At 45.3% G+C, this 17217-nt stretch carries 14 protein-coding genes; 3 read left to right on the top strand and 11 right to left on the bottom strand.

Annotated elements, in window-relative coordinates:
• Positions 1 to 156: 156 nt before the first annotated feature.
• The 5 genes from H8S54_RS01490 to H8S54_RS01470 form a co-directional block, all read right to left on the bottom strand.
• Positions 157 to 984 (bottom strand): carbohydrate ABC transporter permease, encoded by an 828-nt coding sequence (locus H8S54_RS01490; protein ID WP_021925720.1) that lies wholly within the window; start codon positions 982 to 984, stop codon positions 157 to 159.
• A complete protein-coding gene (locus tag H8S54_RS01485; protein ID WP_186900732.1) occupies positions 977 to 1876 on the bottom strand; it encodes a carbohydrate ABC transporter permease in 900 nt (299 codons plus the stop codon). The genes H8S54_RS01490 and H8S54_RS01485 overlap by 8 nt, the downstream gene beginning before the upstream one ends.
• Before the next feature lie 171 nt (positions 1877 to 2047).
• On the bottom strand, positions 2048 to 3334 hold the full coding sequence (locus H8S54_RS01480; RefSeq protein ID WP_117850681.1) for an ABC transporter substrate-binding protein: 1287 nt from the start codon (positions 3332 to 3334) through the stop codon (positions 2048 to 2050).
• Between the two features lie 288 nt (positions 3335 to 3622).
• Positions 3623 to 4135 (bottom strand): hypothetical protein, encoded by a 513-nt coding sequence (locus H8S54_RS01475; protein WP_021925718.1) that lies wholly within the window; start codon positions 4133 to 4135, stop codon positions 3623 to 3625.
• Position 4136: 1 nt separating this feature from the next.
• Positions 4137 to 5069, bottom strand: a complete 933-nt coding sequence (locus H8S54_RS01470) for an AraC family transcriptional regulator (RefSeq protein ID WP_186900731.1) — start codon at positions 5067 to 5069, stop codon at positions 4137 to 4139.
• A gap of 129 nt (positions 5070 to 5198) precedes the next feature.
• Here H8S54_RS01470 and H8S54_RS01465 point away from each other — a divergent pair, with 129 nt between their 5' ends.
• Positions 5199 to 5579, top strand: coding sequence for a DUF3783 domain-containing protein (locus H8S54_RS01465; RefSeq protein ID WP_173767264.1), 381 nt, complete (start codon positions 5199 to 5201; stop codon positions 5577 to 5579).
• 104 nt (positions 5580 to 5683) lie between these two features.
• Here the strand turns inward: H8S54_RS01465 and H8S54_RS01460 are convergent, their stop codons facing one another.
• The 4 genes from H8S54_RS01460 to H8S54_RS01445 form a co-directional block, all read right to left on the bottom strand.
• Positions 5684 to 6706: a substrate-binding domain-containing protein gene (locus H8S54_RS01460; RefSeq protein ID WP_117850689.1), complete on the bottom strand. Its 1023-nt coding sequence runs from the start codon at positions 6704 to 6706 to the stop codon at positions 5684 to 5686.
• A gap of 160 nt (positions 6707 to 6866) precedes the next feature.
• On the bottom strand, positions 6867 to 7871 hold the full coding sequence (locus tag H8S54_RS01455) for an ABC transporter permease (RefSeq protein WP_117850691.1): 1005 nt from the start codon (positions 7869 to 7871) through the stop codon (positions 6867 to 6869).
• A gap of 2 nt (positions 7872 to 7873) precedes the next feature.
• Positions 7874 to 8869, bottom strand: a complete 996-nt coding sequence (locus tag H8S54_RS01450; protein ID WP_117850694.1) for an ABC transporter permease — start codon at positions 8867 to 8869, stop codon at positions 7874 to 7876.
• Positions 8869 to 10380 carry a sugar ABC transporter ATP-binding protein gene (locus H8S54_RS01445; RefSeq protein WP_117850696.1) on the bottom strand — a complete coding sequence of 504 codons (1512 nt, stop codon included), beginning with the start codon at positions 10378 to 10380 and terminating at the stop codon, positions 8869 to 8871. Before H8S54_RS01445 ends, H8S54_RS01450 begins: the two co-directional genes overlap by 1 nt.
• 226 nt (positions 10381 to 10606) lie before the next feature.
• Here H8S54_RS01445 and H8S54_RS01440 point away from each other — a divergent pair, with 226 nt between their 5' ends.
• Together H8S54_RS01440 and H8S54_RS01435 are read left to right on the top strand one after the other, a co-directional pair.
• Positions 10607 to 12154 (top strand): response regulator transcription factor, encoded by a 1548-nt coding sequence (locus tag H8S54_RS01440; RefSeq protein ID WP_021924773.1) that lies wholly within the window; start codon positions 10607 to 10609, stop codon positions 12152 to 12154.
• 19 nt (positions 12155 to 12173) lie between these two features.
• The gene (locus tag H8S54_RS01435; RefSeq protein WP_173767262.1) at positions 12174 to 14027 is read left to right on the top strand and encodes a sensor histidine kinase; all 1854 of its coding nucleotides are present in this window, start codon (positions 12174 to 12176) and stop codon (positions 14025 to 14027) included.
• 130 nt (positions 14028 to 14157) lie between these two features.
• Here the strand turns inward: H8S54_RS01435 and H8S54_RS01430 are convergent, their stop codons facing one another.
• Both H8S54_RS01430 and rhaB read right to left on the bottom strand, forming a co-directional pair.
• Complete coding sequence (locus H8S54_RS01430; RefSeq protein WP_117850701.1) at positions 14158 to 15576, bottom strand: arabinose isomerase; 1419 nt, start codon at positions 15574 to 15576, stop codon at positions 14158 to 14160.
• A 138-nt stretch (positions 15577 to 15714) separates the two neighbouring features.
• Positions 15715 to 17118 (bottom strand): rhamnulokinase, encoded by a 1404-nt coding sequence (gene rhaB / locus H8S54_RS01425; protein WP_173767261.1) that lies wholly within the window; start codon positions 17116 to 17118, stop codon positions 15715 to 15717.
• Between the last annotated feature and the right edge of the window lie 99 nt (positions 17119 to 17217).

Below are 17217 nucleotides of genomic sequence, written 5' to 3'. Positions count from 1 at the left end.
TCCTTTCTGTTTCTTCAATAAAAATTTCTAAGTTCCTATTATACTCACATAAGAGTTTATTTCCATGAAATTTATTAAGATAAATATATAAATATTTGCGCTTATTCAACAAAAGGGCGCCGCAGACAAATCGCAGCACCCTCTCATTTTTCAAACTTATTTTACCGCACCGGTAATACCTTCTGCAAACTGTTTCTGCAGTACGAAGAATACAACCATAGTCGGAATGGAACAGAATAATACGCCGCACATCAGCATACCGTAATCCGTTACATAACCTGTGATCAGGTTGGCGATCAGCATTGGCATTGTGATGGCTTTGTTATCTGTCATAATTACCTTCGGCCATAAGTATGCATTCCAGGCATTCATAAAGGTAATAACAGCGGCTGCTGCGTAGGTTGATTTCATGGTCGGAATAAACATCTGGAAAAAGATCCGGACCTCACTTAATCCGTCAATACGTGCAGCTTCAATAATATCTACCGGGAATGCACGGGCATTCTGTCGGAACATCATGATCATAAACGGAGTGGAAATGATCGGAAGGATGAAACCGATGGATGTATTCAGAAGCTTTGCCTTTGAGAACATCTTGAATAACGGAACCATTGTGGCAACCTGGGGAACCATCATGGCAAGAAGCAGGATGGAAAACAGTCTGTCTTTTCCTTTGTCATGATATACCTCAAATCCGTATCCAGCGATGGAGCAGATCAGAAGGCAGATCACAGTGGTCAGGATCGCATACAGGAAAGAGTTTCCAAGTGCTCTCCAAAGAGGCTGCTGGGATGTCAGGTTGTTGAAGTTCTCCATAAAGTGACTTCCCGGAATAATACGTCCGCGTGATACATCTGTGGAAGTATTGGTAGCTGCGGAAATCATCCAGTACAGCGGGAATACGGAGAAAAATGATACAATGATCAGAAAAATATATGTAGGAATCAGTCTTCTCTGGATTGCAGATTTGTTTTTCTTAGTCACGAGTATCACCTACTTTCAAGTTGATAAATGCCAGAATCGCTACCATGATAAAGATAATAAAGGACATTGCTGCCGCATATCCGAAGTTCGGCACGTTGACGAAACAGGTATTGTAAACATAATGTGACATTGTAATGGTACTGTTTGCAGGACCGCCCTTTGTCAGGTTCATGGACTCATCGAACAGCTGCAAGGTACCGTTGATGGACATAATAAATGTCATGATAATGGTTGGCTTCAGAAGCGGTACTGTAATTTTCCAGAAGGTTTTCCATCCGTTTGCACCGTCGATCTTGGCTGCCTCATATACAGAATACTCAATGTTCTGAAGTCCTGCCAGATAGAATACCATGTTATATCCGGTCCATCTCCAGATCAGGGCGATGATGATTACGATCTTCGCGCTGGTAGCGTTTCCAAGGAAGTTATATCCTGTGGACAGGATTCCCAGTTTCATCAGAACACTGTTGACCAGACCGTCTGTTGCAAACATGGAACGGAAGATCAAAGAATAGGAAACCAGGGAGGTCGCACACGGAAGGAATACGCATGTACGGAAAAATCCCTTAAACTTCAGGTCCTTATTGTTCAGAAGCTGAGCAAGCAGGATTGCAAGCACCAGCATGATGGGAACCTGAATGATCAGATACAGGAATGTATTTGCAATAGACTGCTGGAATACTTTGTCTGCAAGAATACGTTTGTAGTTGCTGAAGATCGGATCTGTGAAACGCATGTTTGCGCCGGCACCTGTCTGCAGGGAAATGATGAATGCTCGGATCATTGGATAAAAGCTCATGATCGCAATCATAATAGAAGCGGGTGCCAGGAAGATCCATCCGGCTGCCTTTTGCTTGGTAGCCAGAGTCATACCTTTTTTCTTGGAATTCACAGGAACTCCTCCTTTCAAGTCTTGTGTACCGACAAATGATCCGGGAAAATTTGCCGCCGCACTTTCATTTAATGCCCATATTTTTGTATAGAAAACGGAGGACCACTTAGCAGTCCCCCGCCTCCTAATAAATTATTTCTTATTCAGTCTGAAATCACATCGCAAGAAAGATTACTCAGTCATCTTGAATGCCAGTGTATCCTGTGCTTCCTGAAGAGCATCTTCTTTGGAAGTTCCGTTTACAATATTTACAACTGCTGTGTTGACGCACTCTCTTGCCTCATAGTGATATGGAGTCTTTGTGAACTCCGGAATATGAGAGGAGTACTCTACGATTGTGGAGAAGATCGACTGTCCGCCAAAGAACTCGTTTGGCTCGTTGTAAACATCAGACTCACCAGCTGGCAGGTAGCAGGAAATAGCACCTGTCTCAGGAAGGATTGCATCATAGAAGTCTGTGCTGGAACCGAATGTGCTTGCAAGGAAGTCCTCAGCAAGCTCTACGTTCTTGCAGTTAGAGGTAATGTACCAAGAAGATCCACCGTTGTTTGCATAGTTTGTAGCTGTGTCAACACCGTCAACCTTAGGCATTGTGGTGATTCCCCATAAGCCCTTCTGATCCTCTGTGGACATCAGAGTAGCTGTGATCCAGTTACCATTTACGATACCAGCAGCCTCGCCGCTTGTGATGGTGGAGATGTACTCATCCCAGTTGTTTACAAGTTTTACAACGTCATTCTGTACCAACTCTGTGTAAAGGTCGATACATTTCTCAGCTGTCTCATTGCCAACGATATAAGCTTCACCGTCTTCGTTTACGAAGTTTGCACCGCAGGACTGGATCATCATCATAAGTGTATCGCCGCCTGTTGCTTCGCTTGTAAGAAGGTATTTGCCTGTTTTCTCATGAACGTCTTTACCGATCTCTTCGAATCTGGACCATGTGATGTCTGTAAGGTCATCCAGTGTATATCCAGCTTCCTCAAGGATATCTGTACGATAGCATGCAATAACTGCACCGTTATCAAACGGAACACCGTAATGTGTATCATCTACCATGGAATAGGACTGTTTCAGAGCTCCGAAATCATCCCAGTTGATATCCATATCTTTCAGATCTGTGAAAGCATCCGGATAAGCTTTCAGGAATTTCTGATAGCTGTTGTCCTGCATAAGAACGATGTCAGGAAGAGTGCTGTAGTCACCTGCATTCGCTGCTGTGGTAAGCTTGGTCTGGCAGTCATCAGAAGAGGTCTCGATAATATCTACTGAGAATCCCTCATGGTCGGCTGCATACTGGTCAGCTGCGATCTGCATGGATTTAATATTGAAGTTCTGGTCCCATGCCCATACAGTTAAGGTGTTGTCGCTCTCTTCTGCAGATACAACTGTTGCGCCAGCTGCCATGGAAGCTACCATTGCACCTGTGAGTAATACGGTAAGTACTTTTTTCTTCATAGAAATATCCTCCCTTAATAAATTGTTTCTTCGTATTTCTTATGAATGCATTATAACATCCGTATGCCCTTTGATGTATGCAATACCGCTCATATAATGTGCATTTTCGACCATTATATGTGTTTTTAACTTTTTTACTGTTCGTTCATTTTTCTATATATTTTCGTCATCTTAACGAATTCCGTCGTTTATTTTCACCAGATAAAACATAAAAAATGTATTTTCTGTACTTTTTCACAAAATTTATGTGTCCATTTTGTGAATATGTTACATTCTTTTCTTTTTAAATTATGCAAAAAAGACTTTACGCGGATACTTGGTTTTGATGGTATGGAGCATCTCCTGGGTAAGATCCAAAAGGAGTTTGATCTTGCGTCCGTCCTCCTTTATGATCATGGTGTAATAAGGCGTATCCTCTTCATAGGAGGTGTAATCATATTTCTTCAGATGCTCGGTTCCGCCGTTCTTTTTGTACTTTGCCACTGCCTGATGCCAGTGTGGGGCGATCATCTCAAGCTCTCTTAAATCCAGCTCATGGGCAGTCTTTCTATACTTGTTTCCGTAGATCACGTCAATGGTAAGGGTATCGTTTTCCAGGGTGTACTCATAATCCCTCTGGCAGAAGGTTCCGTAAATAAAATACAGACCTGCCAGACAAAAGCCGGCCAGCATAAATGCCTGGGAGATGGTAATTCCCATCAGTACAAATACCACTGCAAAGAATACCATTGTCTTTTTTAAAACTCCGGAGAGCTTCTTTTTCTTTCTTGTCACCTGTTCTACTATTTTGTAATCGTACATTCTACCATCCTTTCTCTGAGTGAATATCAAATTTCAGCAGCTGCTGTTCATAATTTTCCGGACGCTTCCGCCACTCTGCCGGGGACATTCCCATAAGCTGGTGGAAATTCCGGTTAAATGTGGAATTAGTTGTGAAACCGCATTTGTAGGCAATATCAGAAATGGGCTCGTCTGTCTTTTTCAGGATTTCACATGCAGTCTGGATCCTTACTTTGTTGATGTACTCCAGCGGGCTCATGTGCATGTAAGAAGTGAAAACCCTGCGGAAATGAGTCTCGCTGATGTGGCTTGCCTTTGCCAGGTCCCCAATTCGGATATCCTCCATATAATACTGAGATATGTAGTCGATGGAACGGGCGATCATGTTGGTAATCTTTCCTTTTTCCTCAATATTCTCTTCCTGGGAAGAACGGTTCAGCCTTGCCACCTCTGCCAGTAGCGCCAGAAGGATTCCCTTGGCTTCTTCCAGGTAAAATTCCTCACCACCACGCATAATATCCAGGATCTTAAGAATCTTATCAGAAAGGCTTTTGTATTCACACTCTTTTAGGCAGAAGGCTTTGGAATAGATACGCTGGACCATCTTCTCTGCGCGCAGAGGAGTTCCCGCCGCATTCGCCAGAAAGCCTTCCACATCAATAAACAAATACTCCCATTTGCTGATATTTCCGATATCGCTGGTAGTGGTGTGGGGAAAATTGGGCGGGATGATTGTAAACTCCCGGCCTGCGAAACGCACAGTCTCCTCGCCCAGTACCAGTTCTCCTGCTCCGCTGTAGCAGTAGCCGATTTCCAGGTAATTGTGGAAATGAAGGAAGTCCACATCCCTTCCGTAATTCTGTTCCCACTTTTCACCAAGAAGGGCAAGAATGGGGCTGCCATCCTGCATCTGGTAATAGCGGAATTCCATTTTCATTTTTCGTTTCTTCGCCATATGGTCTCCTTTGAAGTTCGTCTTGCTTTACTATATCATAATTCATGTTTCCATTCATACTTTTCTTGTAAAAAATACATTTTTCTGCTATGCTCTTTTTATATTTTACACGCTAAAGGAGATTTCGCCATGTCCGAAGCACAGATTTTACTATACAATTTCAAAGATGAAAACCGCCTGCGCCAGATCCGCAGATATTTGAACAGACAGAAGATTTCCCTGCGGATGGTGCAGCCGTCAGAGTACCTGGAGAGCCTTGGATTTTTGTTTGAGATTCCGGGATTTGCGAAGAATTCGGTGTTTAACCTGGGACAGAATTTCCAGGAGGAAATGATGGTTCTGAACGGCTTTTCCAGCCAACAGCTGGATGAATTTCTGGCCTTCTTTAAAGAAAACAGCCTCCCGCCCGTAGCGTTAAAGGCTGTGCTTACCCCGGTAACCATGCACTGGGATTCTATGAAGCTCCATGAGGAACTGATGAGGGAACATGCAGCCACACATGCTCGTTGATAACGCCAGAATACAAATCCAGGACAGAATCCCCAAGACGTGAAAAAGCCCTGCACGCGGCAGGGCTCTTTCTTTACCATTTAATCTTATTTTAGACTGTCTGATTAGTACAGTTTAGCCATCTCTTCGATGTTGTCTGGGTTGAACTGAAGAGGAGCACCAAGAACAACTTCTGTGCCGCCGTCATCAGCTTCTGTGATTGTGTAGTCCCCAAGGTCACCAGCTGTGAAGGTCTCATCAAGAGCACCTGTGATATCCTCGTTGACCAGAGCGATTGTTGTCAGAGCGGAAAGTTTTCCAAGGCCCTGCATATCCCACAGATAGAAGTATGGGCAGGAATGCTCATCATCAGCACCTGTGTACTCAAGCATCTCAGATGGAAGTCCAAGACCTGTTAATTTGCAAGCAGATCCGTTGTCCTGAAGGTATTTAGCAGCTGCTGCGATACCAACTGTTGTAGGTGCGCAGATAACTTTCAGATCTGGATATTTCTCAAGAAGAGCTGCTGTCTGGTCTGTAGATTTCTGTGGCTCGTCATCGCCGTATGCAACTTCTACAAGCTCAAGGTTTGCATAAGTGTCATCGCTTTCCATGATGTTCTTCATAGCATCAATCCATGCATTCTGGTTAGCTGCCTGAGATGTAGCAGAAAGGATTGCGAACTGTCCTTCTCCGCCAGCGATATCAAGAACTGCATCCAGAAGAGCCTGTCCTACAGCAACGGTACCAGCCTGGTTGATGAAGATCTGACGGCTGTCTGGGTTTGTTGCAGAGTCGAAGCAGGAGATCTTGATTCCTTCGTCCATAGCTTCCTGTAATTTAGCCTGAAGAGCGTTTACGTCGTTTGCGGAGATACAGATTGCATCATAGTCCTGAGAAATCAGGTTGTCAAGAACTTTGATCTGAGCATCTGCTGTAGCTGCCTCTGGGTAAACAGTATCAACTGTAGCACCCTCTGCCTCAGCTGTCTCTACGAAAGAAGCTGCTGCGATTTCGAAGAATGCGTTACCAGCGGATTTACCAACCAGTGCGATTTTCTTTCCGTCAGCTGTACCAGCCATAGCCGGAACTGCGGATCCGAGGATCATTGCTCCACAAAGAACTGCGCTTACGATTTTTTTGTTCATAGTTTTTTCCTCCCATGGAAATAATATAGTTTTTATTTGCAACTGCCCCGCCCTTCCGCGGGTGCAGTTAACAAGCATGTAAAATAAAATTGTATTACTTTTTTAAGGTTAAGGTATTAAGGAATTTTATTGGTATAAGTTAGGTGTTTCACTGCAAAAATTATTTTGCCATTTTTGCTTTTTTCTGGATTTCTTTTACAATGTTTGGAAGTCCAACTGCACCGATGAGAAGCACACCGATGATCAGCAGGATAACCTGTGGATGAATGTTTCTCTGTCCAAGACCAACACGAAGGCAAACGATGATAAATGCTGAGATCAGACCGCCGACGATATTACCTTTACCACCTGTGGAGGAGATTCCTCCGAATACTGCCATTGCGATGGCATCCATCTCGAATCCATTACCAGTTGTGGTGTTTGCTCCAAATGAGGAAGAGATCAGGAACAGCGCACACAGACCGGAAATCGTTCCCATCAGGGTGTAGATAATGAAACGGATCTTCTGTACATGGATTCCTGAGTAGTAAGCTGCAAGGCGGTTGGTACCGATTGCATATACTCTGCGTCCGAAAGTACATTTGCCAAGGATGACTGCTGCAATGATTCCAAGGATCAGAACCAGGAAAAGGATGTAAGGAATACGTCCTACTTTTCCGCCAAGTGCAGAGAAGCCTTCTGTATTAGTTACGGAAATACTTCCGCCGTTTCCAAGAACGATTTCTGCGATACCTCTGAAGATGATCTGTGTTGCAAGTGTTACGATCATCGGAGGCAGTTCCTCAAACTGTGTAAGAACGAATGCGTTTACTGCACCGCATGCAGTTCCAACAAGAAGAGCCGCAAGGATTACTACGATAAATGGTGCACCTGTATTGGATACGATACAAGCCATTGTTGCGGAGAGACACACGATAGATCCAACGGAAATATCAATCTCGCCAAGTACCAGAATGTATGCCATCGGCAGCATCAAGAAGATTTCTGCCAGATAAACAGGCATCTGACGGAGCAAGCTCTTCAAATTATAGAACTCTGAAAAGTTTGCACAGAAAATATTTACTGCAATAAACAGGAGTACCAGAATGCCTTCCCAGCTGAAGATCATCTGTTTTACGGGGCTTTTCGGCACGTTGTTAATACTTCTTCCAGATTTTCCAGCCATGATTACATCTCCCTTCCCTTTAATGCGTTTTTGTCAGCTGTACGCTGTAAAACAATGTTTACAACAACTACGACAAGAATGATAACACCCTTGATCGTGTTCAGCCACAGCTGATCGAAGAATGGGATCAGCGGAAGTGCTTTTGCGATTGTTGCAAGGATTAAAGAACCAAGTAATGCACCAAGTACAGTACCGCGTCCACCGCTCATGCTTACACCGCCGATAACACAGGCTGCGATAACATCCATCTCACCGCCCTGCTGCATATCAGGCATTGCGGAAGCGTAAATAGAAACCTGAAGGGCTCCGCCAAGACCAGCAAGAAGACCCATGATGGTGTAAACAAGAAGCTTAATGTTCTTTACATTGATACCTGAAACCTCAGCTGCACTTGGGTTGCTTCCTACTGCGTAGATTCTTCTTCCAAGTGTTGTCCACTTCATGAATACGAAGAATACTGCATAGCAGAAGATGATCACCCAGATTACAAGGCTCATTCCCAGGAATTTTGTTGTTGCAAAATCTTTAAATTTACCAAGGGCTGCTGCACTTGCCCACTCACCGTTGTGGGAAACAAGATATCCCATTGCACGGTAGATGTACATGAAGCCCATTGTTGCGATGATCGGAGGAACGTCAGCTCTGGAGATTACAAGACCTACCAGGAAACCGCATGCGATTCCGATTGCCAGTGCGATCACAAATGCCAGGAAAGTACTGGAAATGTGGTCATATTTCAGAAGCATACCAATTGACATACCGGTCAGTGCCAGTGTAGACATGATGGAAATATCGATTCCGCCTACCAGCATAACGCACAGCATACCAAGTGACATTACCATTGTTACGGCGTTGTTTTTCAGCATATCCGTCAGAGACTTAAATGTAAGGAATGACGGGCTGATGATTGTAATTACTACGAAAAGCAGAACCAGGATCACTGCAAGCAGTGCTTCACGGGAACCTGTCAGCTTTTTCATGAAAGATTTCTTTTCCATTATTTAGCTGCCCCCTTTCCTGATGTACCTTTCTCCATAGCCAGCTCAAGGATCATCTCTTGAGTTGCTTCTCCGCGGTCAAGCTCACCAGTCTTGCGTCCGTTGCACATTACAACGATTCGGTCAGCCATTCCAAGGATCTCAGGCATTTCAGAAGAAATCAGGATAATTGCATATCCCTTCTTCGCCAGATCACCCATGATTGCATAAATTTCAGCTTTGGCACCAACGTCAACACCCTTGGTAGGCTCATCCATGATGACAACCTTCATTTCCTGGCTAAGCGCCTTGGCAACTACAACCTTCTGCTGGTTACCACCAGACAGAGAGCTTGCAGGCTGGAAAATATCCACTGCCTTGGTATCAACTTCTTCCAGAAGCTTCTTGGCAAGATCTCTTTCTGTCTTCTCGTCATTGAAGCCTTTCTTTGCATATTTGCTGATGGTCGGAAGGGTTACGTTTCTTCCAAGTCCCCAGCTCATGATCAGACCTTCCTTCTGACGATCCTCAGGAAGAAGGATGATTCCTTTCTCCATTGCCTCAGATGGCTGTTTGATATGTACTTCCTTACCTTCCAGATAAACCTTTCCTTCATCTGGTCTGGTGATTCCACAGACGCTTTCCACAACCTCTGTACGACCTGCGCCAACAAGACCTGTAAGGCCAACGATCTCGCCGGCATGTACATTGAAGGAAACATCTTTGAAATATCCGGTACGGGATAAATGCTCGATACGAAGCATCTCATCACCGATCTTAACTTCCGGTTTCGGGAACAGATCCTTGATCTCACGGCCAACCATGGCTTTGATCAGGTCTGCATTGGTGATTCCATCTACATCATAGGTACCGATGTACTGGGAGTCACGGAATACGGTAACTCGGCTTGCCAGACGGTACATATCCTCAAAACGATGGGAAATGAAGATAATGGAAACTCCTTTTTCTCTTAACTGATCTACGATTCTGTAGAGTTCCTCGGATTCTCTCTTTGTAAGAGATGCGGTAGGCTCATCCAGGATGACGATCTTTGCATTTGTGGATAATGCCTTGGCGATCTCGACCATCTGCTGCTGGGCAACACTTAAGGTTCCCATCTCAGCTGTAGAATCGAAGTCTGCATTCAGCTGTTTCAGAAGCTTGTTGGCTTCCTCATTCATTGCTTTCCACTGGATCATGTGATTCTTCTTGATCTCATGTCCCATAAAAATATTCTCGGCCACGGTTAAGTGTGGATAGGATGTTGGGTGCTGGTAAACAGCTGCGATTCCTGCTTCCTGTGCATCCTTAGGTCCTTTGAAATCCACTTTCTGGCCAAACAGGTACATTTCGCCCTCTTCTGCTTTATGTACACCGGTAATTACTTTAATGAAGGTAGATTTACCTGCACCGTTTTCGCCCATCAGTGCGTGAACTTCGCCAGGCTTTAACTGGAACTGTACGTTGTTCAGTGCTTTAACGCCGGGGAAAATTTTCGTAATGCCTTTTAATTCAAGAACATATTCAGACACGGCTTTTTCTCCTCCCTTTCTTGATCTGGTTCTATTCTATCATTAGGCAATTTGTTTGGAAATGGGAAAATATTTTGAAACAGGGTAAAATATTTTCCACTTAATGGGTAAAATTTTCCACTGACAAATGAATTTTCCACAAAACCAGGCGGTTTGCGTCTCGTATTTTAGATATAATTGTGATATGATAGATACATGCATTTTCACCCTTTAAAGGAGTTTTATCATGAAATTACTAATCGTAGATGACGAAGAGCTGACCCGTGTGGGTGTGATTTCTTCTATAAACTGGCAGTCTATCGGAATCGATGAAGTACTTCAGGCGGATGACGGCATGAACGGCCTGGAAATGGCACGCATGCATAAGCCGGATATTATCCTGTGCGATGTGCGCATGCCCCGACTTGACGGGATCCAGATGTTAGAGCAGCTGGAAACCATTCTTCCCGATGTGGTTCCTGTTTTTATGAGCGGATACTCAGATAAGGAATATTTGAAGGCTGCCATTAAGTTAAAGGCAGTCAACTATATTGAGAAGCCTCTGGATCCTCTGGAAATCCAGGATGCTGTGATCGAGGCCAGGGATCTTTGCCTGGAAAGAAAGCGGACCAGACACAACGAATCCATCCATTCCATGGAAAATGCCTCCCGCCTGGCCCTTTTGCTTACCCAGCCTTACGCTCAAGCAAAAGAAAACATTGACCAGCTGCTGGCAGAGCTTTCCCTTTCCATAAGCCCATCTACCAGCTTTACTGCCATTGTTCTGAAAACAGAAACGGAAGAAGAACTTCCTATTAATGAAGCTGGTGCCATGTACATGTCTGTGCGGGAATTTCTGAAAACTTTCCATATAGATTGTATTTTTGCGGAAAAGCGCGTGCAGTATATGGTTTATTTCCTGTTTGGCCCGGCTCCCGGTCCTGCCGCCAGGAAAAGCATTGAGGAGTTCTTCTGCAAGCTTTATTCCCGCTATTCCCGCTTCTGCATTGCGGCAGGGGACACCCTGACTGGCATTTCAAAAGCCTATCAGTCCTATACCTCCGCGGTCATCCTGCTGCAGAACAGCTTCTTTTTCCCGGCCGGAACCTTCCTGTCTCCATTCCATGAAGCACCGTCTGCCTGGAACAAGCCGGAGCTTCCTGCCCATCCGGAGCATGAGCTTCTTACCCTCCTCACAGCCAAGGACCAGGAAGGGACTACTCTTTTTCTGGATAAGCTTATGGAATACTTTGGACGCAACCAGAATATTCTTCCCAATCAGGCAAAGGATCTGTATTACAAGCTTTTCCGTTCCCTGGAGGAAGCGGCGCGGCAGCTGAAGCTGACCCTTTCTGACAAACAGGAAAACCTGATTGATGCCCTTGAGAAAATTTTCTCATTTGGCGAACTCCATCAGAAGCTGGTCCGCAAAACAGAGGCCTTTTTCCAGGCAGTGGACAATACAGCGGAAGAAAACTCCACAATTTTCATGATCAAAGATTACATTAGCCAGAAGTACATGAACGAGACCTTGTCTGTGAAGGATATCAGCGACCATGTATTTTTGTCCACTTCCTATGTGTGTACCTTCTTTAAAAATGAGACTGGACAGACTTTGAATCAGTATCTTACGGAGTTCCGCATGGAAAAAGCCAAGCAGCTGCTTTCCGACCCCAGATATAAGATTGCAGACATCTCTTCTCAGGTAGGCTACAGCGATGGCAATTACTTCGGAAAGAGCTTCAAGAAGTATACCGGATTTTCCCCCTCTGAGTACAGAGAGAAAATGGGATGACAGAAAGGGGGGATGAACTTTGCGGACAATCAAGCAATGGTACCAGGATTTGAACCTACAGTCCAAGTTCACCCTGGTACTTCTTGTGATCGTGGCAATTCCTGCAATTGCCATTATTTTCTTTTTCTATGGAAATGCCTATGACATGGTGGTCTCCTATACCATCCGCCAGGAACAGGACCGCTCTGCACAGACGGCGCCGCTGATCGAGGAATCTCTCCAGAAGATCCTGGATGTGAGCACGGAGATCTCTTCTCTGGATTTTTACCAGACTCTTTTCAAAAATGCCATAACCGATTCCTTTTCGGATCTGGCGGAGTCTGAGGACGCAGCGGATTTTTCAGACCTGATCAGGCAGCTGACCCAGGACACACCTGTGACCAATGTAAAAATTTATATGGAGGTTCCAAAGGAAGCCTCAGCTGATGTGGATGCGTTTTTGAATTCTGATCATCTGAAGGATACCTTCCTTTCCCTGGAACAGGCCAAGGGAACCTACTGGTACGGAATTTTCAGAGGAACCCGGGCAGCCCAGCTGTTCTGCCCTTCCTTTTATCTTGGTGCACAGGAAAAGAAAGCATACGGAGACCAGGCCTACATTACCCATGCTTCCGTGATCTATGACAGCGGAACCTATGATGCTTACATAGCGGTTTACTACTCCGGCTATGATTTCAACCAGATTTTGTCGGAAAATCTCACTCTGGACGGCAGCGTTTCCTATATTATGAATGAGCGAAACAACCTGGTATCTGCTTCCAGCGATTCCCTTGCCGGAATATACTGGCTGGATTACGACAAGATCATGGAATCCTATATGTCTTCCAACAGCTATGTGGAGCAGGAAATCCTTGGAAAGACAGTTTATGTTGGATTTTACCGGATCCGGCAGCCCGGATGGTTTATGGTGACGGTCCTTCCTTCCCAGCCGCTGATCACGCAGAGCAATATTCTGGTGCTTCAGTTCCTGGCTATTTATATTGCAGTGCTGGCCCTGGCCTTTTTCCTGGCAAGCACCCTGTCCAAATCTATTACCGGACGAATTTCTTCTGTCATCAGCCAGATGCGTACAGTACGGCACGGGCCGCCAGTTCCCATGGACAGCCCGGATGCCCACGATGAGATTGGTGATCTGATCGACACCTACAACTATATGACCCGCAAGATGAACCAGCTGATGGAAAAGCAGGCACAGGCTGCGGAGGATCTTCGCATTGCAGAGTTTAATTCCCTGCAGGCACAGATCAATCCCCATTTTCTTTACAACACCATGGATATGATCAACTGGATGGCGCATCAGGGACGTACTTCCGAGGTGTGCAACGCGGTGCAGAGCCTTTCCCGTTTTTATAAGCTGACCTTAAGCCGCAAGAAGGGAATCAGCACCATTGCCAAAGAAGAAGAACATGTTTCCATCTATGTGCATCTGCAGAACATGCGTTATCACGACAGCATTTCCTTTATTTCGGATATTCCGGATGAGCTGATGGAGTACCAGATTCCCAAGCTTACCCTGCAGCCGGTTGTGGAAAACGCAGTGCTTCACGGTATTCTGGAGACGCCAACCAAGTCCGGTACCATTGTTCTTACCGGATGGATGGAGGATAAGGATGTGGTGCTTCTCATTTCTGACGATGGTGTGGGAATTGCACCGGATAAGCTGCCTGTGATTCTTTCCGGTGAGGGAACCAGCGTTTCCGGAGGAACCAATATTGCCATCTACAATACGCACAGACGGCTTCAGGTTCTCTATGGAGACCAGTACGGACTTTCCTATTCCAGCAAGCTTGGATCTGGAACAGAAGTGCAGATTCGTTTTCCTGCAAAGAAGGATGGGATTTCAGAGGAACAAATAAATACAGAGACGAAATGATAACTGCCCTGGGAGAAAGCTTCCAGGGCAATTTTTTTCAGGACAGCAAAAGAGAGAGTCCGCAGGCTCTCCCTTTCGCTGAATATGAATATGTGTACAAAACCATATGATGGTCTTATTATTACCGCAATTATCTTGTTACGATATCAACCGGAATGTTGAAGATCTTGGCAACTTTCAGAAGAGTATCGATATGTCTTCCTGTTGCAGCAGCCATATGATGTGTCGGGCCTGCTTCGCTCCAACGGTTTACGAACTCTCTTGCGCCGCATGTGAAACGTGTTCTCATGTTGGTATCACCGAAGGAAAGGATCGGTCCTTCCTCGTTGATGCCCTCAGCAACAACGAATTTGAAATGTCCGTCAGCATCCTGTGTAATTGCAAGATAGGTAACCGGGCCTGTGTATGGATAGAACTGTGTCAGATATCCGCCGCCTGTTTTGCCGTGGAATACTGGTACGATCTTCATGGTAGGCTTCTTGTCGGAGATGTCAGCATCACCGCTTCCGGAATGACCGATAATGCAGATGTCATCGTTGAAGTCAATGGAGTACATCTCGGAAAGCTGGCCGGTACCGGAAATTGTTTTCAGAATACTCATTGCCATAGCAACCTTCATGTCGCCCTCAACAGCACATGCAGTACCCTGTTTGATCAGCATGGAGAATGCCGGGATCAGCATACTGTCAAGAACACCAGCCTTGCCCTGTGCAAATCCGTCGTAATGGGAAGCGATCATTCCAAGATGCTCATCTTTTACCCATTTCTCAAATGCTACAACGTATTTGGCCATATCCCATACTTTCTCAATGGTTCCGCCGCCTTCGATATCAAAGGTATCAAGGATATCCTGAGCTTTTGCACGGATTGCATCCTCATCTGTGATATCATCAGCGATTGCCCACATCTTCTCCCAGTCGAACTGTTTGGTGTAGAGGAACATTCTGTTGTACAGGTTAGTCTCATCAATGTAAAGGTCCATCATACCTGGGTAAGGTCTTCCGATCTGTGCAATGTTGGTGTCACGGAATCTTCTTCTTACCTGAGCAGCCTTGCACCAGTCTTCGATCTCAGCCTGAACGCCTGGATCTCCGCCTTCTACAACACCTGTGATAACAGCGTGTCTCTTGCCGGCTCTCTCAAGGTCAGCAACAGCTTCTCCAACAGCACCGCAGGCATAGCCTTCACCAAGCCATGCAGCAATGTCTGTGTGATCATAATCCAGAGCTTTCAGCTTCTGAACGTTTACCAGAACAACCGGAACGTCAAGGTCACGGATTGCCGGCAGCATATTGTAGGATGTAGCGTAGGTCAGCATCTGAAGGAAAACAAGGTCAACGTCTGCTGCACGGAATTTATCTCCTGCAACCATAGACTGCTCTTTGGTTGTTACCATTCCTCCATCAATGATCTCTACAGTATCCGGAATTGTTTTCTTAAATGCTTCATACTGAGCTTCAAACTCAGGTACCAGTGACGGGAATTGAGGCAGATATGCTCCTAAAGCAATAGAAAATACACCTACTTTTGCTTTTGTGTTTACTAACATAGTAGTACCTCCTGTTTTATTTGATATATTGTACACCGGTGAGCAATTCACAGGTGCTATCATACATACACTTGTATATCCTGAAGCTTGTTTGAAAAAGGCTCTCTGCAGGATGTGCGTCACAATTTCTTTTTCTAATTAAGCCTGATATACCTTAATTCCAAAGGACTCATGAATTGTGGTACGAGCCTCTTCGATAGATTTGAACTCTTCTGCTTTTAACATCTGAGCGGTAATATTGCCGATCGCGGTTGCTTCTCCAGGACCTGCATGAACTTCCTTGCCAGTTGCCTTAGCTGTCAGCTCATTGAGGTAGCCTGCATTGGAGCCGCCGCCAACTACGTGGATACGGCTGTAGGTTCTGCCTGTCATCTCTTCCAGTTCCCTGGCTGTCTTTGCATAGCACTCAGCAAGGCTGGTGTAGATCACAGTTGCGATCTCGCCTAATGTCTCCGGCACCTTCTGTCCGGTTCTGCGGCAGTAATCCTTCACTTCCTCAGTCATGTTGTCAGGGGAAAGGAAGCACTCATCATTAGCATCTACTCTGGATGGGAAATCCTTGGCTTCCTCTGCCATCTGGCAGATCTCTGCGAATCCGTATTTGTCATCAAATTCATGACGAACGGACTGGATCATCCAAAGACCCATGATATTTTTCAGATAACGGAATCTTCCTGCATAGCCGCCCTCGTTGGTCAGGTTCATCTCACAGCTCTTCTTGGAGCAGTCTGCTTTCTCTCTCTCGATACCCATCAGAGACCATGTTCCGGAGCTGATGTAAATGAAATCGTCGTCATTTGCAGGAACTGCAAGAACTGCAGAACCGGTATCATGTGTAGCAGGTGCTACAACCTCTACGTCAAATCCAACCTCTGCTTTTACTTCCTCAGTGAAGTGTCCGATGCTTGTTCCCGGCATGATCAGCTTCTGGAACATTTTTCTCGGATATCCAAGCATATCGATCAGTTCGTAGTCCCAATCCTTTGTCTCAGGGCTAACCAGCTGTCCGGTAGTTGCCTCTGTGTACTCGCAGGTCTTCTGGCCTGTGAGGAGATAGTGGAAATAATCCGGTACGTGAAGCATAGTCTCAGCCTGCTCTAAGTACTCCGGATGTTTCTTCTTTACTGCCATCAGCTGATATACAGTGTTGAAGATTGCCTTCTGGATTCCGGTACGTGCGTAAAGATCCTCAAGAGAGATGATCTTGTAAACTTCCTCGTCCATTCCCTCTGTTCTGTGGTCACGATATCCAACGGTATTTCCAAGAACCTTGTCATCCTTGTCCATCAGTACGAAGTCAACGCCCCAGGTATCTACACCCATGCTTACCGGAATCTTGCCGATTTCTTTACATTTCTTAAGGCCATTTTTGATTTCCTTGAAAAGTCTGTCAAATTCCCAGCAAAGCTCTCCATCTTTCTTTACCATTCCGTTTTCAAAACGGTGAACCTCTTCAAGCTCCATCTTTCCGTTCTCAAGATGTCCCAGAATCAGTCGTCCGCTGGATGCTCCAATGTCTACTGCCAGATAATATTTTGCCATTTTATAAAACCTCCTAAATATGTATGTGTGCAGTTACTGTATACAGTAACATACTGCATGATTGTAAAGCGAATATTTGTACTTTGCTTTCCTGCTTGT

The organism is Blautia segnis (assembly GCF_014287535.1).
GTDB classification, from domain to species: domain Bacteria; phylum Bacillota; class Clostridia; order Lachnospirales; family Lachnospiraceae; genus Blautia_A; species Blautia_A acetigignens.
The sequence above is the reverse complement of the archived record's forward strand: the minus strand, read 5'-3'. Positions and strand labels throughout refer to the sequence as shown.